At 69.5% G+C, this 23,555-nt stretch carries 18 protein-coding genes; 11 read left to right on the top strand and 7 right to left on the bottom strand.

Annotated elements, in window-relative coordinates:
- Positions 1-114: 114 nt before the first annotated feature.
- A complete protein-coding gene (locus ACFV9G_RS23010) occupies positions 115-1,329 on the bottom strand; it encodes an acetyl-CoA C-acetyltransferase (protein WP_378730268.1) in 1,215 nt (404 codons plus the stop codon).
- 136 nt (positions 1,330-1,465) lie between these two features.
- Here ACFV9G_RS23010 and ACFV9G_RS23005 point away from each other — a divergent pair, with 136 nt between their 5' ends.
- Positions 1,466-2,308, top strand: a complete 843-nt coding sequence (locus tag ACFV9G_RS23005; protein ID WP_378730266.1) for an acyl-CoA thioesterase — start codon at positions 1,466-1,468, stop codon at positions 2,306-2,308.
- A gap of 6 nt (positions 2,309-2,314) precedes the next feature.
- Here the strand turns inward: ACFV9G_RS23005 and ACFV9G_RS23000 are convergent, their stop codons facing one another.
- Together ACFV9G_RS23000 and ACFV9G_RS22995 are read right to left on the bottom strand one after the other, a co-directional pair.
- Positions 2,315-2,860, bottom strand: coding sequence for a hypothetical protein (locus tag ACFV9G_RS23000; RefSeq protein ID WP_378730264.1), 546 nt, complete (start codon positions 2,858-2,860; stop codon positions 2,315-2,317).
- 94 nt (positions 2,861-2,954) lie between these two features.
- Complete coding sequence (locus tag ACFV9G_RS22995; protein WP_378730262.1) at positions 2,955-3,914, bottom strand: DUF389 domain-containing protein; 960 nt, start codon at positions 3,912-3,914, stop codon at positions 2,955-2,957.
- 231 nt (positions 3,915-4,145) lie between these two features.
- Here ACFV9G_RS22995 and ACFV9G_RS22990 point away from each other — a divergent pair, with 231 nt between their 5' ends.
- From ACFV9G_RS22990 to ACFV9G_RS22960, 7 genes are all read left to right on the top strand, one after another.
- A complete protein-coding gene (locus ACFV9G_RS22990; RefSeq protein WP_378730260.1) occupies positions 4,146-4,355 on the top strand; it encodes a hypothetical protein in 210 nt (69 codons plus the stop codon).
- Positions 4,352-6,016: a potassium-transporting ATPase subunit KdpA gene (gene kdpA / locus ACFV9G_RS22985; protein ID WP_378730258.1), complete on the top strand. Its 1,665-nt coding sequence runs from the start codon at positions 4,352-4,354 to the stop codon at positions 6,014-6,016. Before ACFV9G_RS22990 ends, kdpA begins: the two co-directional genes overlap by 4 nt.
- Positions 6,013-8,088 carry a potassium-transporting ATPase subunit KdpB gene (kdpB, locus tag ACFV9G_RS22980; RefSeq protein WP_378730256.1) on the top strand — a complete coding sequence of 692 codons (2,076 nt, stop codon included), beginning with the start codon at positions 6,013-6,015 and terminating at the stop codon, positions 8,086-8,088. Before kdpA ends, kdpB begins: the two co-directional genes overlap by 4 nt.
- A gap of 14 nt (positions 8,089-8,102) precedes the next feature.
- The gene (kdpC, locus tag ACFV9G_RS22975) at positions 8,103-8,714 is read left to right on the top strand and encodes a potassium-transporting ATPase subunit KdpC (RefSeq protein WP_378730254.1); all 612 of its coding nucleotides are present in this window, start codon (positions 8,103-8,105) and stop codon (positions 8,712-8,714) included.
- A gap of 103 nt (positions 8,715-8,817) precedes the next feature.
- Complete coding sequence (locus tag ACFV9G_RS22970) at positions 8,818-11,373, top strand: DUF4118 domain-containing protein (protein WP_378730252.1); 2,556 nt, start codon at positions 8,818-8,820, stop codon at positions 11,371-11,373.
- Positions 11,370-12,059, top strand: a complete 690-nt coding sequence (locus tag ACFV9G_RS22965) for a response regulator (protein WP_378730250.1) — start codon at positions 11,370-11,372, stop codon at positions 12,057-12,059. The genes ACFV9G_RS22970 and ACFV9G_RS22965 overlap by 4 nt, the downstream gene beginning before the upstream one ends.
- Before the next feature lie 157 nt (positions 12,060-12,216).
- Complete coding sequence (locus tag ACFV9G_RS22960; RefSeq protein WP_378730270.1) at positions 12,217-14,028, top strand: amino acid transporter; 1,812 nt, start codon at positions 12,217-12,219, stop codon at positions 14,026-14,028.
- 4 nt (positions 14,029-14,032) lie between these two features.
- On the opposite strand, the gene ACFV9G_RS22955 is transcribed toward ACFV9G_RS22960, so the two are convergent.
- Positions 14,033-14,404: a globin gene (locus ACFV9G_RS22955; RefSeq protein WP_378730248.1), complete on the bottom strand. Its 372-nt coding sequence runs from the start codon at positions 14,402-14,404 to the stop codon at positions 14,033-14,035.
- 86 nt (positions 14,405-14,490) lie between these two features.
- Between ACFV9G_RS22955 and ACFV9G_RS22950 the strand changes: the two genes are divergently transcribed.
- A complete protein-coding gene (locus tag ACFV9G_RS22950; protein WP_378730246.1) occupies positions 14,491-14,916 on the top strand; it encodes an OsmC family peroxiredoxin in 426 nt (141 codons plus the stop codon).
- A 136-nt stretch (positions 14,917-15,052) separates the two neighbouring features.
- On the opposite strand, the gene ACFV9G_RS22945 is transcribed toward ACFV9G_RS22950, so the two are convergent.
- Complete coding sequence (locus tag ACFV9G_RS22945) at positions 15,053-16,003, bottom strand: mechanosensitive ion channel family protein (protein ID WP_378730244.1); 951 nt, start codon at positions 16,001-16,003, stop codon at positions 15,053-15,055.
- A 120-nt stretch (positions 16,004-16,123) separates the two neighbouring features.
- Here ACFV9G_RS22945 and ACFV9G_RS22940 point away from each other — a divergent pair, with 120 nt between their 5' ends.
- The gene (locus ACFV9G_RS22940; protein WP_378730242.1) at positions 16,124-16,414 is read left to right on the top strand and encodes a hypothetical protein; all 291 of its coding nucleotides are present in this window, start codon (positions 16,124-16,126) and stop codon (positions 16,412-16,414) included.
- Between the two features lie 26 nt (positions 16,415-16,440).
- Here the strand turns inward: ACFV9G_RS22940 and ACFV9G_RS22935 are convergent, their stop codons facing one another.
- Together ACFV9G_RS22935 and pepN are read right to left on the bottom strand one after the other, a co-directional pair.
- Entirely contained in the window at positions 16,441-18,705 is a 2,265-nt protein-coding gene (locus tag ACFV9G_RS22935; RefSeq protein ID WP_378730240.1) for a HelD family protein, read from the bottom strand.
- Between the two features lie 284 nt (positions 18,706-18,989).
- Positions 18,990-21,533, bottom strand: coding sequence for an aminopeptidase N (gene pepN, locus ACFV9G_RS22930; RefSeq protein WP_378730238.1), 2,544 nt, complete (start codon positions 21,531-21,533; stop codon positions 18,990-18,992).
- 201 nt (positions 21,534-21,734) lie between these two features.
- On the opposite strand from pepN, the gene ACFV9G_RS22925 reads away from it, so the two are divergent.
- The gene (locus tag ACFV9G_RS22925) at positions 21,735-23,411 is read left to right on the top strand and encodes a CHAP domain-containing protein (RefSeq protein ID WP_378730236.1); all 1,677 of its coding nucleotides are present in this window, start codon (positions 21,735-21,737) and stop codon (positions 23,409-23,411) included.
- Positions 23,412-23,555: the final 144 nt, after the last annotated feature.

The raw sequence follows: 23,555 nt of genomic DNA, 5'->3' as shown, positions 1-23,555 counted from the left end.
CCCACACCCGCCCCCCCCCGGCCATCGTGTGGCGCTTAACCCCCCGGTGGGGGCGCGTTAGAACGCGCCGACTCGGCGGGTTTCTCGGTCAGGACGAGCCGACTCGGCGGGGTGTCAGATGCGCTCGAGGATCATCGCCATGCCCTGGCCGCCGCCGACGCACATGGTGATGAGGCCGGTGGTCTTGTCGTGCCAGTCGAGGCTGTTGAGCATGGTGTTCTGCAGGCGCGCGCCGGTCATGCCGAAGGGGTGACCGACGGCGATGGCGCCACCGTTGATGTTGAGGCGGTCGATGTCGATGCCGAGGTCCTGGTAGGACGGGATCACCTGGGCCGCGAAGGCCTCGTTGATCTCGACCAGGTCGATGTCGCCGATCGACATGCCGGCGTACTTGAGGGCGTTCCGGGTCGCCTCGACCGGGCCGAGGCCCATGATCTCGGGGGACAGGCCGGAGACGCCGGTGGACACGATCCGCGCCAGCGGGGTGACGCCGAGCTCGGCGGCCTTGGTGTCGGACATGACCACGACCGCGGCGGCGCCGTCGTTGAGGGCGCAGCAGTTGCCGGCGGTGACGGTGCCGTCCTCGCGGAATACCGGCTTGAGGCCGGAGATGGCCTCCAGGGTCACGCCCGCGCGGGGACCGTCGTCGGCCGAGACGACGGTGCCGTCAGGGGTGGTGACCGGGGTGATCTCGCGGGCCCAGAAGCCGTCGGCGATGGCCTTCTCGGCGAGGTTCTGGGAGCGTACGCCGAACTCGTCCATCTCCGCCCGGGTGATGCCGCGCGAGGTGGCGAGGTTCTCGGCGGTCTGGCCCATCGCGATGTAGACGTCGGGCAGCAGGCCGTCCTCGCGCGGGTCGTGCCACTTCTCGTTCGACCCGGCCGTCGTGGTGGTCCGCGTCTGGGCGTCGTCGAAGAGATGGTTGACGGTGTCGGGCAGGTGGTCCGAGGTGCCCTTGACGAAGCGGGACACGGTCTCGACACCGGCGGAGACGATGATGTCGGCCTCGCCGGCCTTGATCGCGTGCAGCGCCATCCGCGAGGTCTGCACCGAGGAGGAGCAGTAGCGGGTGATGGTCGCGCCGGGCACCTTGTCCCAGCCGTTCAGCACCGAGACCACGCGGCCCATGTTGTTGCCGGACTCGCCGCCCGGCAGACCACAGCCGAGCAGCAGGTCGTCGATGTCGTTGGGGTCGAGACCCTCGACCTTGCCGACGGCCTCCTTGGTGATGAGCGCGGCGAGGTCGTCGGGACGGAAGTCCTTCAGAGATCCCTTGTTGGCTCGCCCGATCGGGGTACGGGCGGCGGCGACGATGACTGCCTCAGGCATGAAGACTCCCGGTTACTGATGAGTAGGTTGAACTGTGGTCGACACCATACTCGCCCGGACAGCGTCTGGTCGCCAGGCCCAGTGCCCAAGATCATCTGGAAGGATCGGCCACGTGCGCCACCTCTACGAATGCCCCATGCGTTGGGCCGACCTCGACATGCTCGGCCACGTGAACAACGTCGTCTACGTCGACTACCTCCAAGAGGCGCGCGTGGACATGCTGCGCACGCACGCCCGGAGCCCGCAGACCCAGGGCCTGGCCGAGGGGGTCGTGGTGGCCAGCCATCAAGTCACGTACGTCGCCCCGCTGCTCTTCGACTTCACGCCGGTCCATGTCGAGTCCTGGGTGACCGACATCCGGGCGGCCAGCTTCACGATGGCCTACGAGATCTTCCGCGACCAGCCCGACGGCACCCGCAAGGTCTACGTGCGGGCGAGCACGGTCCTGGCGCCGTACGTCTTCGCCACCGAGTCGCCTCGCCGGCTCAAGCCGGAGGAGAAGGCCAACCTGCAGCCGTACCTCGAGGCCTATCCCGAGGAGTGGTCGCAGAAGCCGCTCGCGCTGGGCGAGCCGAAGCGGCTCGAGGACGGGCGCTTCCCGCTCTACGTCCGGTTCTCCGACGTCGACGCCTACGGGCACGTGAACAACGTGAAGTACTTCGAGTACTTCCAGGAGTCGCGACTGGCGCTGATGAAGCGCCTCAGCTCCCACAACGACATCAATGGCTGGCCCTCCGTCGTGGTCGCGCAGACCGATGTCACCTACCACGCGCCGGTCCTGGCTCGCTCGGAGCCGTACGACGTGTGGAGCTACGTCTCCCGACTGGGCACCAAGTCGATGACGATCGAGTCCGAGATCGCCGACGGAGACCTCCGACTCGCCCGCGGGCAGGTCACGCTGGTCTTCTACGACCTCGAGTCCGGGAAGGCAGTCGAGCCCAGCCCGCAGGTGCGTGCGGCCGTCGAGGGCGTGCTCTAGTCGGTTTCAGTCGCGCCGGTCGTCATCGTCGCAGTCGGTGCGACGGTCGTCTCGCTGCTCGTAGCGGTGTTCCCGCCGGCAGTCGTCACTGTCGTCGCGGTCGCCGTACCAGCCGTCCGCGTCGGCCCACGCGCTCCAGTCCCAGCCGTCCTGGGTCGCGGTGAAGTCCTGCCCGGGCATGCTCGGGACCTGACCGGGCTTCTCCCCGGGGCGCGACTTCCGGGCGCTCAGCGGGGTTCCCTCGGCCGGGCGCTGCACGTTCGGCGCCGACTCGGGCGGCGCGAGCAGATCGCGCGAGGCGAGCTGGGTGGCGAGCGAGGCGTCGGCGGGAGGGGGCAGCGTGCCGACCGAGGTGTCCTCGGCGGCGTCGATGGGCTCGGGCGGAACGGTCGGACCGTCGCCGAGCCGATTCTGCGAACCGATCGCCTGCGCCGCGGGCCGACTCGACTGGTCCGGTCCGGTGGACCGTATCCCGCCGATGAGCAGTGCCATCGCGACGAGGGCGACGACTGCAAGCCCGACTCCGACGATAGCCCGCTGAATTGCCCGCATGCGTCCTCCGAGAGCGCTCTGGTCAACCAAATGTTCTGCTTGAGTCCAGTAGCCTCCCAGTGCTTGCGTCAGTTGTCGAGAAGCGGGACCTTTGTCAGCGTTTCCTGAGCCGGGCCACCAACAGCGCACGGCGCTCGGAGATCCGGCTCCACACCACCTTCTGGACCGCAAGGGTCGCCCAGCCGGCGAGCGCCATGCCGGTGATGTTGAGGAGCAGCTGCAGTACGCTTCCCTGGATCTCGTGCCCGACCCCGAAGGCGAGACCGAGGGCGATGTTGGCCGCCGCCGGGATGGTGGTGACCGAGATGAAGACTCCGGAGAGCCCTCCGACCCGGGCCGAGGTGAGCGCGAGCACGCCTGCCGCCGCCGCGATCAGCGCCACGATGAACGACCACTTGTCCGGGGTGTAGATGAAGCCCGTTCCCGGTCGGTCAGCGAGCACGTCCTCGAGGGTGATCCAGCCGAGCGCGCGGGCGATGAGCGCAGCCACCGTGGTGAGGGCGATGCCGACCAGGAACCCGAGGGCGAGGGTGCTCAGCGAGCGGCCGAGCAGGTGGTAGCGATGCCGCACCAAGGCGACCCCCAGTGCCGCGATGGCGCCGAACTCGGGACCGATCACCATCGCCCCGATCACCAGGATCTGGGAGTCGAGGACGATCGCGATCCCGGCCAGCAGCGTCGCGAGGGTCATCAGGCTCATGAAGGTCCAGTTGGCCTCGGTGTCGTCGTAGGCCTGCTGGGTGACGTCGGCCCACACCACACTGTCCGCGCTGCTGCCAGGGGCCAGCTCGGCGGCCTTCAGAGCGCGGTCCGACATCCAGGCCTTCGGCGAGTCGATCTGGATGCTGCCCTCCTTGTGCACGTCCAGCTCACGGAGCCGGTCGATGACGTCGTTGGCGGCCTCCCGGGCCACCCCGGCCATCACCACGTCACCCTCAGGACGCAGCGACGCACCGGGGAGCGAGGAGAGCTCGCTGACCGCAGGGTCGGCAGTCAGGACGTCGATGACCGTGGGCGTCAGGTGCGCCGGAGAGGTGATCCGCAGCTGCAGCATGGGCGACATTGTTGCCTACGCCGACAGGGCGGGCCCCTCTTGCTGCTCGCTGCGGCCGGGTTCGCGGCCCTCGTGTCAGGGCTGATGCGCGTGCTGATCGGCTGAGGGCCGAGGAGGCTGCGTCATCGGGGGCGGAGGGGAAGGTCAAGGACGCGTCAATGCTGTCCCTGTCGGCGTAAGGGATCCGTCAACACCGGCGTGACATCGCATCTCCGGGGCTGGAATGGAGGCGTGTCAGACCTCATCTACATCCTCCTCACGCTCGCGTGCTTCACCGGGCTCGCCCTGCTGGTCGGTCTGATCGACCGCCGGCTGGGTGCTACCGACCCGGATGCCGACCCGGACGCCGACTCAGATACCGACCCCGATGTCGGGACCGCCGCCGAGGCCGCGGGCGCGAGCGTCCCCCACGACAGCCAGATCTCCGGAGCTGCCCGATGAACGCCACGCTCGCAGCCGTGCTGCAGATCCTGGCCCTGGTCGCAGCGCTGGCTCTCAGCGTGCCGCTCCTGGGCCGCTACCTCGCCCACATCTACACCAGCCCCAAGCACCTGCGCGCCGAGAAGGTGGCCTACAAGGTGCTCAAGGTCGACGCGGACGCCGACCAGCACTGGCGCTCCTACGCGATGTCAGCGCTGGGATTCTCGTTGATCGGGATCCTGTTCCTCTTCGCCTTCGGCCGGCTGCAGCAGTGGCTTCCGCTCAACGGCGGGTTCGACCCGCTGCCCAGCGACGGCGCCTGGAACACGGCGGTCTCGTTCGTGACCAACACCAACTGGCAGTGGTACTCGGGTGAGGCGGCCACCGGCCACCTGATCCAGATGGCCGGCCTGGCGGTGCAGAACTTCGTCTCTGCCGCGGTCGGTCTCTCCGTCGCCGCGGCCTTCGCCCGCGGGCTCGCCCGCGCCCGCAACCAGGGCCGGATCGGCAACTTCTGGACCGACCTGGTCCGCACCACGGTCCGGGTGCTGCTCCCGATGGCCTTCGTGGTGGCCCTCCTGCTGGTCATCGGTGGCGCGGTGCAGAACCTCCATGGTGTGGCCGACCTGTCCACGCTCACCGGTGGCACCCAGCCTCTGACCGGTGGCCCGGTCGCCAGCCAGGAGGCGATCAAGGAGCTCGGCACCAACGGCGGAGGCTTCTACAACGTCAACTCCGCCCACCCGTTCGAGAACCCCAACCCGTGGACCAACCTGCTCGAGGTCTGGGCGATGCTCGTCCTGCCGTTCTCGATGGCCTGGGCGTTCGGCCTGATCGTCAAGGACAGGCGCCAGGGTGGCGCAGTCCTGGCCACGATGGGCGTGCTGCTCACGGTCGGGATCACGCTGCTGACCTGGGCGGAGATGGCCGGCCCCGGCACCGCGCCACAGCTCGCCGGTGCCGCGATGGAGGGCAAGGAGACCCGCTTCGGCGAGGCCGCGACGGCCCTGTTCGCCGCGGTCACCACCGGCACCTCGACAGGTGCGGTCAACGGCATGCACGAGAGCCTCACCGCACCCGGTGGCGGTATCGCGATGTTCGGGATGATGCTCGGCGAGATCGCCCCCGGCGGCGTCGGCTCCGGGCTCTACGGCATGCTCATGCTCGCCGTGGTCACGGTCTTCCTGTGCGGCCTGATGGTGGGACGTACGCCTGAGTACCTGGGCAAGAAGATCAGCCGCGACGAGATGGTGCTGGTCGCGGTCTACATCCTGGCGACCCCGATCCTGGTGCTCATCGGCGCGGCCCTCGCGCTGACCGCCCCGGCGGGCCTGGCCGGGCTCTCGACCGATGGTCCGCACGGCCTCTCCGAGGCGCTGTACGCCGTCACCAGTGCGGCCAACAACAACGGCTCCGCCTTCGGTGGGATCACCTCGGGCACCCCCTTCTGGAACACCCTGCTCGGCATGCTGATGCTGCTGGGCCGGTTCGTGCCGATGATCTTCGTGCTCGCCCTGGCCGGTCGCTTCGCGACCGCCCGCCGGATGCCGAACAGCGCCGGCACCCTGCCGACCCACAGCCCGCTCTTCGTCGGCCTGCTGACCGGCGTCGCGCTGGTCGTGGTCGGCCTGACCTTCGTCCCGGCTCTCATGCTGGGCCCGATCGTGGAGTCCCTGTCATGACCCAGACCCCCGTACGTACCCAAGAACCCACCGAGCACGAGCACCACACCCATGTCGAGGCCGCGCCGTCGGTGCTCACGGCCAAGCAGATCGCCGAGGCGGTGCCTGGTGCGCTGCGCAAGCTCGATCCCCGCAAGCTGGTGGCTACCCCCGTCATGCTCGTGGTCGAGATCGGCGCGGTCGCCACGACCGTCATGTCGGTCCTCGACCCGTCGGTGATGGGCTGGCTCGTCACCGTCTGGCTGTGGCTGACCGTCGTCTTCGGCACCCTGGCCGAGTCGGTCGCCGAGGGCCGCGGCAAGGCCCAGGCGGCCTCCCTCCGCGCGCTCCAGACCGAGACCACCGCCCGTCGTCTGCGCGGGGGCCTCGGTGGCACCGAGGAGCTCGTCGCCTCCACCGACCTGCGCGCCGGCGACGTCGTCGTGGTCGAGGCCGGCGAGCGGATCCCCGGTGACGGCGACGTCATCGAAGGCGTCGCCAGCGTCGACGAGAGCGCCGTGACCGGTGAGTCGGCCCCGGTGATCCGCGAGTCCGGCGGCGACCGGTCGGCGGTCACGGGCGGCACCCTGGTCCTCTCGGACCGGATCGTCGTCCGGATCACCTCCAACCCCGGCCACTCCTTCGTGGACCGGATGATCGCCCTGGTCGAGGGCTCGGAGCGGCAGCGTACGCCGAACGAGATCGCGCTCAACGTGCTCCTGACCAGCCTGACCGTCATCTTCGTGGTGGTCTGCTGGAGCCTCTACTACCTGGCCGGCTACTCCGACGCGCACCAGTCCTGGCTGGTGCTCACCGCGCTGCTGGTCTGCCTGATCCCGACCACCATCGGAGCCCTGCTGAGCGCGATCGGCATCGCCGGCATGGACCGGCTCGTACGCCGCAACGTCCTGGCGATGTCAGGACGGGCCGTCGAGGCGGCCGGCGACGTGGACGTGCTGCTGCTCGACAAGACCGGCACGATCACCTACGGCAACCGGCAGGCGTACGAGATCATCCCGGTCACCGGTGTCACCCTGACCGGTGCGGAGAACGCCGCGGTCCTGGCCAGCCTCTCCGACCAGACCCCGGAGGGCCGCAGCATCCTCACGCTCGTCGGGCGATCGATGGGCGGTCCGGCGGACGCCACGATGGTGGAGTTCTCCGCCACCACCCGGATGTCCGGCCTGGACAGCCCCGGCCTGAGCGTACGCAAGGGCGCCGCCTCCGCGGTGACGGCCTGGGTCAAGGAGAACGGTGGCCAGGTGCCCCCGGAGACCGCGGTGGTCGTCTCGGAGATCGCCGAGAGCGGCGGGACGCCGCTGGTCGTCGCCGAGCACCGCAACGACGACCCGGCGCGGGTGCTGGGCGTCGTGCACCTCAAGGACATCGTCAAGGAAGGCATCCGCGAGCGGTTCGACGAGCTGCGCGCGATGGGTATCAAGACGGTGATGATCACCGGCGACAACGCCGCCACGGCCAGGGCCATCGCGAAGGAGGCGGGTGTCGACGACGTCCTCGCCGAGGCGACCCCGGAGGACAAGCTCGCGCTGATCCGGCGCGAACAACGCGGGGGACGGATGGTCGCGATGTGCGGCGACGGCACCAACGACGCGCCCGCGCTCGCGCAGGCCGACGTCGGAGTCGCGATGAACACCGGGACGACCGCGGCCAAGGAGGCCGGCAACATGGTCGACCTCGACTCCGACCCGACCAAGCTGATCGACGTGGTCGAGATCGGCAAGCAGCTGCTGATCACCCGCGGGGCGCTGACCACCTTCTCGGTGGCCAACGACGTCGCGAAGTACTTCGCGATCCTGCCGGCGATGTTCGTCGGGGTCTTCCCCGCGCTGGACGTCCTCAACATCATGCGGTTGTCCTCGCCGGAGTCGGCCATCGTCTCCGCGGTGGTCTTCAACGCGCTGATCATCGTCGGGCTGATCCCGCTGGCGCTGCGCGGCGTGCGCTACCGGCCATCCTCGGCCTCGGCCCTGCTGCGCCGCAACCTGCTGCTCTACGGGGTCGGCGGCCTGATCGTGCCGTTCGTCGGCATCAAGCTGCTCGACCTCGTCATCTCCCTCATCCCAGGACTGTGACCAAGGAACCGAACATGTCTGAGATCTATGCACTCCTCCGTCACTCGCTCGCCGGGCTCCGTGTGCTCATCGCCGCGACCCTGCTGTGCGGGATCGCCTACCCGCTGGTCGTCACCGGCGTCGCCCAGGCCGCCTTCGGGTGGCGTGCCGACGGCTCCCTGGTCACCGAGAGCGGCGAGCACACCAACGACCCGGCCGAGGCCGTCGGCTCGGCCCTGATCGGGCAGGGCAACGACGACGAGGGTCTCTTCCACCCCCGTCCCAGCGCCGCAGGCGACGGCTGGGACACCCTGTCCACCTACGGCTCCAACCTCGGTCCGGAAGACCCAGACCTGGTCAAGGCGATCAAGGAGCGCCAGAGCGAGATCGCCGCCCGGGAGGGCGCCTCGGTCGACCAGGTGCCCGCGGACGCCGTCACCACCTCCGCATCCGGGATCGACCCGGACATCTCACCGGCTTACGCAGCCATTCAGGTGTCCCGGGTGGCAGAGGCCAACGATCTCTCGACGGACGAGGTGAAGGCGCTGGTGGCCGAGAACACCGACGGTCGCACCCTCGGGTGCCTCGGCGCGCCGCGGGTCAATGTGCTCGAGCTCAACATCGCGGTACGCAACGCCGCTGAGTGAGCAGAAGCACCCGGCCGGCCGAGCGCATCGGGGCACTCGGCCGGCCGCGCCGCCACATCAGCACATCAGCACATCAGCATCGGTGGAGAGGTTGAATAGGGACGTGCAGACCACGTCGTCCGAGGGCAAGTCCCCTGAGGTGCCCCCGAAGCGGGGCCGCCTGACCGTCTACCTCGGCGCAGCGCCCGGAGTCGGCAAGACGTACGCCATGCTCGGCGAGGCGCAGCGTCGCCAGGCCCGGGGGACCGACGTGGTGGTCGGTTTCGTGGAGACCCACGACCGCAGCAACACCGCGCGTCAGATCGACGGGCTCGAGGTGATCCCGCGCCGGGAGATCGACTATCGCGGCGCGACCTTCACCGAGCTCGACCTGGACGCGGTGATCGCCCGCGCTCCGAAGGTGGTCTGCGTCGACGAGCTCGCGCACACCAACGTGCCCGGCAGCCGGCACACCAAGCGGGCCCAGGACGTCGAGCAGATCCGCGCCGCCGGGATCGACGTGATCACCACCGTCAACATCCAGCACCTGGAGTCGCTCAACGACGAGGTCGAGCGGATCACCGGCGTACGCCAGCGGGAGACCGTGCCCGACGAGGTGGTCCGCACAGCGGACCAGATCCAGCTCGTCGACATGGCGCCGGACGCGCTGCGGCGAAGGATGGCTCATGGCAACATCTACAAGCCCGAGAACATCGACGCGAGCCTGACCTCCTACTTCCGGGTCGGCAACCTGACCGCGCTGCGTGAGCTGGCGCTCCTGTGGCTGGCCGACCGGGTCGACGACGCCCTCGGCGACTATCGGCGCGAGCACCGGATCGAGCATCCCTGGCCGACCAAGGAGCGCATCGTCGTCGCGGTCACCGGCGGGCCGGAGTCGGAGACGCTGCTGAGGCGAGCGGCCCGGCTGTGCCAGCGCGCGAAGGGATCCGAGCTGCTGGCGGTGCACGTGGTCACCGCCGACGGCTTGGCCAGGCCGTCGGCCGGGTCCTTGGAGCGCGCCCAGGCGTTGACCGCGTCGCTGGACGGCACCTTCCACAGCGTGATCGGTGAGGACGCGGCGACCGCGGTCGTCGACTTCGCGGCGGGCGCCAACGCCACCATGATCATCGTCGGCGTCTCCCGCCACGGGCGGGTGCGCAGGCTCTTCACCGGCACCACGGGTGACCGGATCGCGGCCGCGGCCGGGTCGATCGACGTGCATCTTGTCACCCACGACGAGATCGCGCGGGGCGCGCGGGGCCGGGGCGGCCTCGGGTCACCGCTCAGCAGCACCCGGCAGGTCCTGGGCTGGCTGTGTGCGTTCGTGGTGCCACTCGGTCTGGTCTGGCTGCTGCACGCCGACGGCATCGAGGGCGACGTCGCCGACCAGCTTCCGCTGGCCAGCATGCTGCTTCTCGGGGCCACCGTGCTGGTGGCGCTGGTCGGCGGGCGCTGGCCCGCAGTGGTCGCCGCGCTGGCCGGGTTCGCCCACCTGAACTGGTGGTTCACCGCGCCGGTGCACCGCTTCACCATCGCCGAGCCGCGCAACCTGGTGATGCTGCTGATCTTCGTGGCGGTCGCGGTCGGCGTCGCGACCGTGGTCGACCACGCCTCTCGGAGGACCGCCGAGGCACGCCAGGCCAGAGGCGAGGCCGCGACGATGGGAGCGCTGTCCCGCTCGGTGCTCACCGGCCAGGACACGGCGGAGGCGATCGTGCACCGGGTGCGGGAGACCTTCGCCCAGCAGTCGGTGGTCCTGCTGGAGGAGACCCCGCAGGGGTGGGTACGGCTGGCGGGCGCGGGGGTCGGCTATGCCGCCGATCCGGACCAGGGCGACGGTCAGGTCGCGGTCGACGACACCCACGTGATCGTCCTGCGTGGCACCCCGCTGCGGGCACGCGACCGACGGGTGCTGGAGGCCTTCGCAGTTCAGACGTCGCTGGTGCTGGAGCACCGCCGGCTGCGTGACCAGGCCGACCGTGCCCTCGCCCTGGAGCGGGCCGAGCAGACCTCGACAGCGCTGCTTCGCGCGGTCTCCCACGACCTGCGTACGCCGCTGGCGACCATGCGCGCCGCCCTCGACGGCCTGCTCGTGGGCCGGGTCTCGGAGGAGGACCGCAAGGAGCTCGTCGAGTCGGCCGCGACCTCCGCCGACCAGTTGGAGTCGCTCATCGACAACCTCCTCGACCTCTCCCGGGTCGAGGCCGGCCTGGTGCACCCCGCGATGCGCGACGTCAGCCTCGAGGAGTCGCTGCCGCTGGCCGTCGCGGGCCTGCCGCCCGGGTCGATCGCCTTCGACGTCGGCGAGGACACCCCCCTCGTACGCACCGACTCCGGCCTCCTGGAGCGCATCGTCGCCAACCTGGTGAACAACGCGGTCCGGGCCAGCGGCCAGGGACCCCGCTCCGGCGAGCCGGTGCGGGTCCTTGCGCACGAGACGCCGGAGACTGTGGAGGTGATGATCGTCGATCGTGGACCGGGAGTGCCCGAGGACCAGCGGGAGCGGATGTTCGAGCCGTTCCAGCGCCTCGACGACACCTCGGCGGGTGGGCTGGGGCTCGGTCTGGCCGTGGCCAGGGGACTGAGTGACGCGCTGGGCATCCGGCTCTCGGCCGAGGACACTCCCGGCGGCGGCCTGACCATGGTCGTGGCGGTGCCGCGCGCGGGAGTCGCCCGATGAGCCGCGTACTCGTCGTCGACGACGAGCCCGCGCTGCTGCGCGCGCTCGCCATCAACCTGCGCGCCGCCGGCTGGGACGTCGAGACGGCCTCCGACGGGCGCTCGGCGCTCGCCGCCGCGGCGGCGACCCACCCTGATGTGGTCCTGCTCGACCTCGGGCTCCCGGACCTGGACGGCACCGAGGTGATCGAGGGGCTCCGCGGCTGGACCCAGGTCCCGGTGGTCGTGCTCTCCGCGCGTCAGCACGGCGACGACAAGATCGAGGCGCTCGACCTTGGCGCCGACGACTACGTCACGAAACCGTTCGCGATGAACGAGCTGATGGCGCGCCTACGAGCGGCGGTCAGACGCTCCCAGGAGTCCGCGCCGCCCGCCGCGACCAGCCTGAGCGTCGGCGACCTGGAGATCGACTTCGCCCGCAAGCGGGTCCACAAGGCCGGGGACGACGTCAGGCTGACCCCGACCGAGTGGTCCTTCCTGGAGCTGCTGGCCCGCAACGTCGGCCGGCTGGTGCCGCGCGACCAGATCCTCAAGGAGGTCTGGGGTCCCGCCTACGCGAAGGAGACCCACTATCTGCGCGTCTACGCCGCGCAGCTGCGCCGCAAGCTCGAGGACGACCCGTCGCATCCGCGCTTCCTGGTCACCACTCCTGGTGTGGGCTACACCCTCGACCCGGACGGATCTTGACGAAATCCTTACGTTCTCCCGCGTAGCCGGGATGTGGCACCGCTGCCCCTGACGCGGAAGCGTTGTCCTCGTGACCGCAGCGATCGCAGAGAGCGGCCAGGCGGCCGTTCCTGAGCCCACGGAGACCCACGAGAAGAAGCATCCGTGGTGGCAGGTGATGTGCCTGACCGGTGTCGACTACTTCTCGACGCTGGGCTACCAGCCGGGCATCGCGGCGCTCGCGGCCGGGCTGCTCTCGCCGATCGCGACCCTGGTCCTGGTCGGGCTGACCCTGCTCGGCGCGCTGCCGGTCTACCGCCGGGTCGCGGCCGAGAGCCCGCACGGGCAGGGGTCGATCGCGATGCTGGAGCGGCTGCTGTCCCGCTGGGGCGGCAAGGCGTTCGTGCTCGCCCTGCTCGGCTTCGCCGCCACCGACTTCATCATCACGATGACCCTCTCGGCCGCCGACGGCGCCGCGCACGTGGTGGAGAACCCGCTCTTCCCGTCCACCTGGCACGGGCACAACATGGTGATCACCCTGGTGCTGCTGGCCGCCCTGGCCGCGGTGTTCCTGAAGGGGTTCAAGGAGGCGATCGGGATCGCCGTCGGCCTGGTGGTCACCTTCCTGGCTCTCAACCTGGTCGTGATCGTCGTCGGCCTGGTGCACGTGTTCAGCAACCCCGGCGTCTTCACCACCTGGAACGACGCCCTCTTCGTCGAGCACGGCGATGTCACGACGATGATCGCGGTCTCGCTGCTGGTCTTCCCCAAGCTCGCCCTCGGGATGAGCGGGTTCGAGACCGGTGTCGCGGTGATGCCGCAGGTCAGGGGCGACAAGAGCGACACCGAGGAGGACCCCGCCGGACGGATCCGGGGCACCAAGAGGCTGCTCACCGCGGCCGCCCTGACGATGAGCGTCTTCCTGATCGCCTCCTCCTGGGTGACCACCCTGCTGATCCCCGCCGAGGAGTTCCAGGAGGGCGGCAAGGCCAACGGCCGAGCCCTGGCCTATCTCGCCCACGACTACCTCGGCAGCGCCTTCGGGACGGCGTACGACATCTCGACCATCCTCATCCTGTGGTTCGCCGGCGCCTCGGCGATGGCCGGTCTGCTCAACCTGATCCCGCGCTACCTGCCGCGTTACGGGATGTCACCGGAGTGGGCGGCCGCTACCCGGCCGCTGGTGGTGACGATCTCGGCGGCAGCGTTCCTGATCACCTGGATCTTCGACGCCGACGTGGATGCCCAGGGCGGGGCGTACGCCACGGGTGTGCTGGTCCTGATGCTCTCCGCCGCGGTGGCGGTGACACTGGCCGCGCACAAGGCCGGCCAGAAGGTCCGGACGGTCCTGTTCGGCCTGATCGCGGCCGTGTTCGCCTACACCACGGTCTCCAACGTGATCGAGCGTCCGGACGGCGTCAAGATCGCGGCCTGCTTCATCGCCGCGATCATCGGAGTCTCGCTGGTCTCCCGGATCATGCGCTCCTTCGAGCTGCGCGTGACCGGCGTCGAGCTCGACAAGCTGGCCGAGACGTTCCTGCGCGACTGCGCGCGCCGCCAGATCCGGCTCGTCGCCAACGAGCACGAGGGCACCGAGGGCCCCGAGGAGTACGACGACAAGCTGCGCCAGATCGTCGCCGACAACGACCTGGCCGACGACGGCGACATCATCTTCGTCGAGGTGCATGTCACCGACCCGTCCGACTTCGAAGGCACCCTGAAGGTACGTGGCGAGGTGATCGGCCGCCGCCGGGTGCTGCGCCTGGAGGCACCGGCGGTGCCCAACGCGCTGGCGGCGACGCTGCTCCACATCCGCGACGTCACCGGCGTGGTGCCGCACATCTACTTCGAGTGGACCGAGGGCAACCCGGCGATCAACCTGCTGCGGTTCCTGTTCACCGGGGTCGGCGAGGTCGCCCCGACCACCCGGGAGATCCTGCGGCGGGCCGAGCCGGACCGGACCCGGCGGCCGCACGTGCACGTGGGCTGAGGACTCAGCTCGGGCTGTTGATCATGAAGTTCGCCGCGTGCTCGGCGTAGGCCCAGAACTGCGCGTCCTGCTCGGGGGTGAGCCCGGCGGCGTCGAGCCCCTCGCGGAAGTGGACGAGCCAGCGGTCGCGAGCCTCCGAGGTGACCTCGAACGGGGCGTGACGCATCCGCAGCCGTGGGTGGCCACGTTGCTCGGAGTAGGTCGTCGGCCCGCCCCAGTACTGAGCCAGGAAGAGCGTCAGGCGTTCCTGCGCCGGACCGAGATCCTCCTCGGGATACATCGGGCGCATCAGCTCGTCGGTCGCCACGCCCTCGTAGAACTTGGCCACGATCGTGCGGATGGTGTCCATCCCGCCGATCTCCTCATAAAACGTCACTGAGCCATTCTTCCACGCGGGTCCGCCCGCGCGTCCCGTGGCAGGATCGGGGACGTACGCACACACTCGAACTTTGGGAGATAACGATGGCCACCACCCGCACTGCCACCACCGTCTGGGAGGGCTCGCTCTTCGAGGGCGCCGGCAAGGTGACGCTGGACTCCTCGGGCCTGGGGACCTACGACGTCACCTGGGTGGCCCGCTCGCAGGAGCCCAGCGGCAAGACCAGCCCCGAGGAGCTCATCGCCGCCGCCCACTCCTCCTGCTTCTCGATGGCCTTCTCCAACGGCCTGGCCGAGAACGGCACCCCGCCGACCAGCCTGGAGACCAGCGCCGAGGTCGAGTTCACCCCCGGCAAGGGCATCACCGGCATCAAGCTGACCACGCGTGGTGTGGTCGAGGGACTCGACAACGACGCCTTCGTCAGCCTCGCCGAGGCGGCCAAGGCCGGTTGCCCGGTCAGCCAGGCGCTCGCCGGCACCACCATCACCCTCGACGCCGCCCTCGCCTGAGCCGCACCGCTGGTCGAGCCCGGCGAGCGCCAGCGAGCCGGTGTCGAGACCAACACAGTCCCGTCGTGCGCCGATAGGACCGTGTTGGTCTCGACACGCCTCCGCCTAGCGGCTCCGGCGGCTCGACCAGCGGGCATCAGGCCTTGGTCTTCTCTTCCTCGGCAGCGGCGGCCTTGTCGTCGCGGTGCCAGATGACCCGCTGCGGGAAGGGCATCTCGATGCCCTCGTAGTCGAGGCGGGCCTTGATCCGCTGGCGCATCTCGCGCGCGATCGCCCACTGCTTGAGGGGCAGTGTCTTGATCAGCACCCGCAGGGTGATCGAGTCGGCAGCCAGCGCCTCGACGCCGGTGACCTCGGGCTCCTCGATGATCTGGCCCTTGAACTCCTCATCGACCCACAGGTCGTGGGAGACCTCGCGGAGCACGCGCTGGACCTTGTTGAGGTCCTCGTTGTAGCCGACGCCGACGTCGATGACGGCGCGGGCCCAGTTCTGGCTGTGGTTGCCGACGGTGAGGATCTCGCCGTTGGGGATGTACCAGACCGTGCCGTCGAGCGAGCGCAGCCGGGTGATCCGCAGCGTCACGGCCTCGACGGTGCCGCTGATGTTGTTGACCTCGATGCTGTCACCGACGCCGTACTGGTCCTCGATGATCATGAAGATGCCGGACAGATAGTCCCGCACGAGCGACTGGGCGCCGAAACCGAGCGCCAGACCGACGATCCCGGCCGAGGCGATGATCGGGGCGATGTTGATGCCGAGCTCGTCCAGGATCATGGTGGCGAAGATCGCGACCAGCACGCCGGTGACGACGCTCTTGAGCAGCGAGCCGATCGCCTGGGCGCGCTGGCTGCGGCGGGAGATCGCGTGGATCTCGTCGCCCGGCTCGTGCAGCTTGGTGATCTTGCCGGCGAGCGTCGGCGCCTCGACGGCGCGGCCGACGACCTTGTCGATCACCCGGTGCAGCACCCAGCGGAGCACGATCGCCAGGACGACCAGGCCGAGGATGCGCAGCGGGATGCCGATCACCCATTCGCCGAGCGTCGACCAGGAGACCGAGACGAGTGGGGGGTTCGGGGGAATGGACATGGGTTCCAGTATCCAAGGCGTTCAAGCCCCGCGGCCAATCCCCAGGCGGGCATCGACTCCCGCCGCGGGGCCGAGGGGCAGAGATGAGAACCAGGACGTACGCCGGTTAGTATCTGCCTCGTGAGCAACCAGATCCTGCGCCGCGCCGGCCTCCTCGGCGCCTCCGCCTCCGCCGCCGTCGTCGCCTCTGTTGCTACCGCCGGCCCCGCCAGCGCCGAGGTTCCCAACGGCTGGCCGGTCGCCGATGCGATGACCGCCTCCGGTCTGCTCCTGCTCATCCTGCTCATCCCGGTGATCCTGATGGTGATCATCTCCCTCCTGGTGCTGCTGCCGGGTGTGTTCCGCGGCGAGGGGCTGCTGCCCAAGCCTCACAAGGCCGAGGACGACAACCTCCCCGCCACGACGCACTGACCCGCTTGTCGCTCAGCTGAGACTGTTCACCTGAGGATGGCCAGCTGCTGGGTCGCCCGCGTCATCGCGACGTAGCGGTCCACGGCACCCTCGATCCCGCTCCCGTACGTCTCGGGGTCGATGAGGACGACCAGGTCGAACTCGAGACCCTTGGCGTGCACGGGGCTCAACCGGCGTACGCGGCCCTCGTTGCTGTCGGGCGAACCGGCGGCGATGACACAGGCGACACCCTCCTCGTTCTCGGCGAGCCAGGTGTCCAGGATCTCGTCGAGATCCGCGACCGAGCCGTGGACGACCGGGATGCCCGAAGCACGGATCGACGTGGGCACGTTGGCGTCGGGGAGCGCGGCCCGGATGACCGGCTCGGCCTCGGTCATCACCTCCTCCGGTGTGCGGTAGTTGATGCTCAGGCCGGCCATCTCGATCCGGTCCAGGCCGACGCGCTCGAGCCGCTCCTGCCATGACTCGGTGAATCCGTGCCGCGCCTGCGCCCGGTCGCCGACGATCGTGAAGCTGCGCGAGGGGCAGCGGCTGATCAGCATCTGCCACTCGGCGTCGGTCAGCTCCTGCGCCTCGTCGACGACGATGTGGGCGAACGGTCCGGCGTACGGGTCGAGCTCGTCCGGTTCCCGCACCGAGTCGTCCAGGAGCGCGGTGCGTACGTCCTGGCCACGCAGCATCGACATCACCTTCATCTCGGAGTCGTCGTGGCTGATCAGATCCGAGACGACCTCGGCCTTCGCCTTCCGGTCGGCGGCCGCGGCAGCCTTCTGGGCGCTCCGGCGCCGGGAGGCGTCGGGATCGCCGAGCCGGCGGTGGGCGGCGTCGAGCAGCGGCAGGTCGGCTTCGGCCCAGGCCCGGGGGTCCTCACGCTGCAGCGTCTTCACCTCCTCCGGGGTGAGCCAGGGTGCGCACATCCGCAAGAAGGCGGGCACCTCCCACAGGTCCCCGACGATGTCCGCCGGCCGCAGCCGTGGCCAGACCTCGCCGAAGACGTGGAGCAGCCCGGCGTTGGTCTCCAGCGAGGCGCGCAGGGCGTCGGTCGCGTCCTCGTCGACCAGCCCGTACGCGTCGAACTCGTCCTCCTCCAGGGTCGGGCCGTCGCCCCAGTCGCGGTGTCCTGAGCTTGTCGAAGGGTCGAGATCGACGTCGGCGTCGTAGTCACGATCGGGGTCGCTCGCGCCGTTCTCCTGGATCCGCTCGGTCACGATCCTGAGCAGCGCGTCCCAGACCTGGTCGCGGGCGTCGTTGTGCGGCGTACCCTGCTCTGCCGCGGCGATCGCCTCGGTCCAGTCGCCGGTGCTGATCACTGCGTCACCGTAGGGCGTCTCGACCAGCGTCGGCTTCGACGGAGGCTTTTCGTAGAGCGCCACCGCGGGCTCGATCGCGGCCACCATCCGGGCGTCGGCCTTGAGCCGGGCTACCTCCTCATCCGGCTCGGGCAGCAGGGAGGCACCCTCGGGCACCATCCGGCGCAGCGTGGAGGTGCGTACGCCTTCCTCGCCCAGGCTCGGCAGCACGTCGGCCACGTAGGAGAGATAGGGCTCGTGCGGTCCCACGAACAGCACCCCGCCCTTGCCCTCGCCCAGGCGCGGGTCGGAGTAGAGGAGGTACGCCGTGCGGTGCAGCGCCACCACGGTCTTGCCCGTTCCCGGACCGCCGTCGACGACGAGGGTGCCCCGCGAGGACGCGCGGATGATCGCGTCCTGGTCGGACTGGATCGTGCCCAGGACATCGCGCATCCGCGGGGAGCGGCTGCTGCCGAGGGTGGCGATGAAGGCCGACTGGTCGTCGAGGGCGGCGGCATGCCCCTCGAGGCCCTCGGCGGTGAAGACCTCGTCCCAGTAGTCGGTGACCCGCCCGTTGGTCCAGCGGTAGCGCCGCCGGCTCAACAGCCCGCGCGGGTCGGCGTGGGTGGTCGCGAAGAACGGCTCCGCGGCCGGAGAGCGCCAGTCGACCAGCAGCCGCCGCCCGTCGGTGGCGGTCAGCCCGAGGCGACCGATGTAGATCGTGTCGCCCGACTCCGTGACGATCCGCCCCAGACACAGATCCAGGCTGAACCTGCGCAGCATCCGCAGCTGCCCGCCGATCCGGTGCACCTCCAGATCGCGGTCCATCGCCTCCTGCCCGTGACCACCCGGCCGGCGGCGTACGTCGTCCAGCCGTTCGTTGAGCTCGGCGATCTGCTCCTCGAGACTCTGCCCGATGGCAGCGAAGTGCTGCTCGTCATCGGCGATCAGTGCCGGGTCCGCCTTGGCGTCGTGACGGCCCGCGAGATCGAATGCTTGCAACGTTGAATCCCCTGTCTGAACAGGCGCTTTACCTGTTCGAGCAGGAGATTCTGCCCCCATCCGGGGGGCTTGTTTCAAGCCCCTATGTGCGCTATAAAGTTGTTAGTGAAAGGGAGCCATCCCTTCCATTCGTCGTTTTCAGCCACCGCTGGTCGAGCCGTGAGGCCGCCTGCGGCCGAGCGTGTCGAGACCAACACAGTCCTTTCGCCGCTCGGCAGGACCGTGTTGGTCTCGACACGGGTTCGCTCGTACCTCACGAACCCGGCTCGACCGACGGGGCGGTGTTACTGCGCGTCGCGCTCCTGAGCGGCGAGGGCGCGGGCGACCTCGTCACGTCCTTCGCGGACGTAGCGCTTGGCGGCGGGCTCGGCGGGGGAGGTCTCCAGCCACTTGTCGGCCTTCTCCAGGAGCTCGGTGGAGGCGGCCGGCTTGGGGAAGATGAACTCCAGCACCGTCGAGGCGCGGTGGGTGCCGAGGTGGTCCCAGAGGGTGTCGGCGGCCTCGAAGTAGCGGTCGATGAAGGGCGCCAGCACCTCGTCCTGGCCGCCGCGCTGGAACGAGAGCACGATCGAGCGGGCGGTCTCGTTGGCGACGTCGGTGCGGACGACGACCGAGTCCCACGCCGCCTCCTTGGCCTCGGCGGTCGGCTGCGCGGCGCGGGCGGCGGCCGACTTCTCCTTGCCGGAGATGGTGTTGTCGCGCTCGAGCTCGGCGTCGATCTCGGCCTCGCCGAAGGTGCCCGAGGCGGCCAGACCGGTGACCAGCGCCCAGCGCAGGTCCTGGTCGATGTCGAGACCGTCGAGGACCAGGTCGCCGGAGAGCAGCCCCTGGAGGTCGGCGATCGCGGCCTCGGAGCGGGCGGCCGCGGCGTACGTCCGGGCGAAGGTCAGCTGGTGGTCGCTGCTCGGGGCGGCGCTCTGCAGCAGGCTCTTGAGCCCGGTCTCCCAGCGCGCCTTGAGGGCGTCGCGGTTGGCCGGGGCCGAGAAGGAGCCGACGGCCTGGGCGGCGAAGACCGGGATCCGGGTGACGCCCCAGGCGTCGGTCTCCTGGCCGATGTTGGCGAGCACGAGCTCGACGAAGTCGCTGGCCCGCATCTCCGCGTCGCGGGTCATGTCCCAGGCGGCACCCCAGATCAGCGCGCGCGAGAGCGAGTCGTCCAGCGCCGACAGCGACGACAGCGCGGTGGCCAGCGAACGCTCGTCGAGCCGGATCTTGGCGTACGTCAGGTCGCCCTCGTTGAGCAGCAGCAGGTCGGGCTGCTTGACGCCCACCAGCTGCGGGACCTCGGTCAGCTCACCGGTGACGTCGATCTCGAACGCGTCGCGGCGGACGAGCGCGCCGTCGACCAGGTCGTAGAGGCCGAGGCCGATGCGGTGGCGGCGGAGCGTGGGGTAGTCGGCCGGGGCGGTCTGCTTGACCGCGAAGGAGGCGTAGGACCCGTCCTCGGCCAGCTCGAACGACGGCGCGAGGGTGTTCACGCCGGCGGTCTGCAGCCACTCCTGGGCCCAGCCCTGGAGCTCACGGCCGGAGGCGGCCTCGAGGTGGCGCAGCAGGTCCTTGAACTCGGAGTTCCCGTAGGCGAACTCCTTGAAGTAGGCCTTCAGCCCCTCCAGGAACGGCTCCAGCCCGACCCACGCCACCAGCTGCTTCAGGACGGAGGCGCCCTTGGCGTAGGTGATCATGTCGAAGTTGACCTCGACGGCCTGCAGGTCGTAGTTGTCCGCGGCGATCGGGTGGGTGGTGGGCAGCTGGTCCTGGCGGTAGCCGGTCTGCTTGCGCGCGTTGGTGAAGCCGGTCCAGGCGTCGGTGAACTCGGTCGCGTTGGCCTGGGCGTGGTAGCAGGCCCACTCGGCGAAGGACTCGTTGAGCCAGAGGTCGTCCCACCACTTCATGGTGACCAGGTCGCCGAACCACATGTGCGCCATCTCGTGCAGGATCACCGAGGCGCGGAAGTCGTAGAAGGAGCGCGGCTGCTTGGAGCGCGGCAGGTATTCGTCGCGCAGCGTCACGGCGCCGGCGTTCTCCATCGCGCCCATGTTGTATTCCGGCACGTAGAGCTGGTCGTACTTCCCGAAGGGGTAGGGGAAGTCGAAGGCGTCCTCGAAGAACTCGAAGCCCTGCTTGGTGATCTTCACGACCTCGTCGCGGTCGAGGTAGGGGACCAGCGACTGGCGGCAGTAGTGGCCCAGCGGGATCGTGCCGAACTTGCCCTCGTAGAGGTCCTGGACCTCGTGGTACTCACCGGCGATCAGCGCGGTGATGTAGGTCGACATCTTCTTGGTGGGCTCGAAGTCCCAGGTCGCGCGGCCGTCGCCGAGCGGCTTCGGCTCGGGCGTCACGGCGTTGGAGACGACCTTCCAGCCCTCGGGAGCGGTCACGTGGAAGGTGAAGACGGACTTGAGGTCGGGCTGCTCGAAGGTGGTGTAGACGCGGCGCGCGTCGGGGACCTCGAACTGGGAGTAGAGGTAGACGCGGTCGTCGGCGGGGTCGACGAAGCGGTGCAGGCCCTCGCCGGTGTGCGAGTAGGCGCAGTCGGCCTTGACGACGAGCACGTTCTCGGCCGCGAGGCCGTCCAGCTGGATCCGGGAGTCCTGGTACGCCACCGCGGGGTCGAGCGCCACGCCGTTGAGGGTGATCTCGTGGACCGTCGCACCGACCAGATCGGCGAAGGTCGAGGCACCGGCCTCGGTGGAGGTGAAGGTGATCGTCGTCGTCGAACCGAAGGTCTCAGTACCCGTGGTGAGGTCGAGATCGATGTCGTACGAGAGGACGTCGAGGAGGGCAGCCCTAGCGGTGGCTTCGGCGCGCGTCAGATTGGTTCCAGGCATGGCTGGATCCTCTCATTCTGCTCGGATTTCGAGACATTTATATCGCCGTTGTTGCCCGTTCTTGGGAGTCGCTGAGCGTGGAAAGTAAAAATACAGTGTTGTAATTCCGACACACCGGTATCAATGGTTGACAACTTTCTCTAGGGTGCTCATGTGCCCCTCAAGTCACAGAAACACCAGTATTCACAGGAGTCGCGCCAGGTGGGGAAGCCTGGCGGGGCGCTGCGCCGGACCTTGGTCACCGGCGCGGTTCTGCTGCTCGTCGGCCTCGGTGTGCAAGTCATCCCCAAGTTGGCATCACCGGCGCACGCGGGCTCGATCACGCTCTGCTCCGGCTTCTCGGACTGCCGCAGCAAGGGCTACTCCACCGGCGGCTACGAAAGTGCCTGGGGAAGCATGTACTGGCGGATGTACGCCGGTCGGAACTGCACCAACTACGTCGCGTACAAGCTGATCAAGACCGGCCTGCCGAACGCTCGCCCCTGGTCGGGCGAGGGCAACGCGACGAACTGGGGCGTTGCGCTGAGCAGGCTGACGAACCGGACGCCGACCGTCGGCTCGGTCGCCTGGTGGCACTCCTCGCACCCGAGCGCGAGCCGCTTCGGGCACGTCGCCATCGTCGAGAACGTCGGCGCGGACACGATCACGATCTCGGAGTCCAACTACGGCAGCGACATCAGCTGGCGCCGGATCGGCAAGGACTCGGTGAACTACCCGACCGGGTTCATCCACATCAACGACAAGGGGACGCCGTCGACGAAGCGCCTCTCGGTCACCAAGCGACCCACGGTCGAGGGCACGGCGCAGGTCGGCAAGGCGGTCACCGTCAACACCGGCTCGTGGAGCCCGAACCCGAACAAGATCCGCTACCAGTGGATCGTGAACAAGAAGCCGATCCCGGGTGCGACCAACAAGACCTTCCGCATCCCCGGCCACCTCGCCGGCAAGCAGATCGCGGCGGTGCTCACCGGCACCCGCCGGGACTACAGCGGGGCCAAGACGATGAGCCAGATCCTGCCGCCGATCAAGCAGGGCACGTTCAAGGTCCTGGCGCAGCCGAAGATCAGCGGCACCCAGAAGGTCGGCTCGACGGTCTCCGTCGGCGGAGCGGACTACGAGCCGTCGGCAAAGATCGGCGAGGTCAGGTGGTACGCCGACAAGACCCTGATCGCCCGCAGCAAGTCCCGCTTCCTGAAGGTGCCCGCAACGGCCTCCGGGAAGAGGATCGGCGCGGTCGTCGTCGGTGTCCAGGAGGGCTACCGCCCGAAGCAGTCCTACGCCTTCGCCAGCACCCTCGTCGGTGGCGGCAAGGCGCCGCAGCAGCCGGCCGAGCCGCCGAGCGGCGGTGAGCTGTCGCAGACCGCTGCCGGCTTCGTAAAGGGCGGCACCCGTCTCGGCGGCCTGATGCAGGTCGACCCGGGCAGCTTCAGCGAGGCGGTCGACCTCTCCTACCAGTGGACGCGGGAAGGCACGCCGATCTCTGGCGCGACGACCGAGAAGTACCGTCCGACCGAGGCCGACGTCAGCCACCGCCTCAGCGTCACCGTGGTCGCTCGGTCCAGCAGCGGGGAGACGTTGAGCAAGACGTACGGCCCCAGCGGCCGGGTCCGCGTCAAGCCGACCGTCAAGGTCACCGCGACCGGCGGCTCCCGGGAGGCGGAGGTGGCCGTCAAGGTCACCGCGCCGGGCTACCTGCCCACCGGGACGGTCAAGATCACGACCAACGGCGGACGTACGGTCACCAAGTCGCTCAGTGGCGGGGCGGCGGGCGTCACGTTCGTCAAGCTCCCCGCAGGTGAGTACGCCGTCACTGCTGCCTACAGCGGCGACGAGGTCGCCTACTGGGCCAGCGGGGGTGACTTCACCACCGTCAGGTGACAACCGTCCAGCAACGAGTGTGGGGCGGGGCGCATGTTGGCGGCGGGCCCCCCGGCGGGGGGGGGCGCCGCAGGCCCCCCTGGGGCTGTGCGGGGGGTTTGTGGGGGGGGGAAGGGGGAAGTGAAGCATGCTCAGACACCGCGG

It is taken from the genome of Nocardioides sp. NPDC059952, from assembly GCF_042730435.1.
Classification (GTDB): domain Bacteria; phylum Actinomycetota; class Actinomycetes; order Propionibacteriales; family Nocardioidaceae; genus Nocardioides.
The sequence above is the reverse complement of the archived record's forward strand: the minus strand, read 5'-3'. Positions and strand labels throughout refer to the sequence as shown.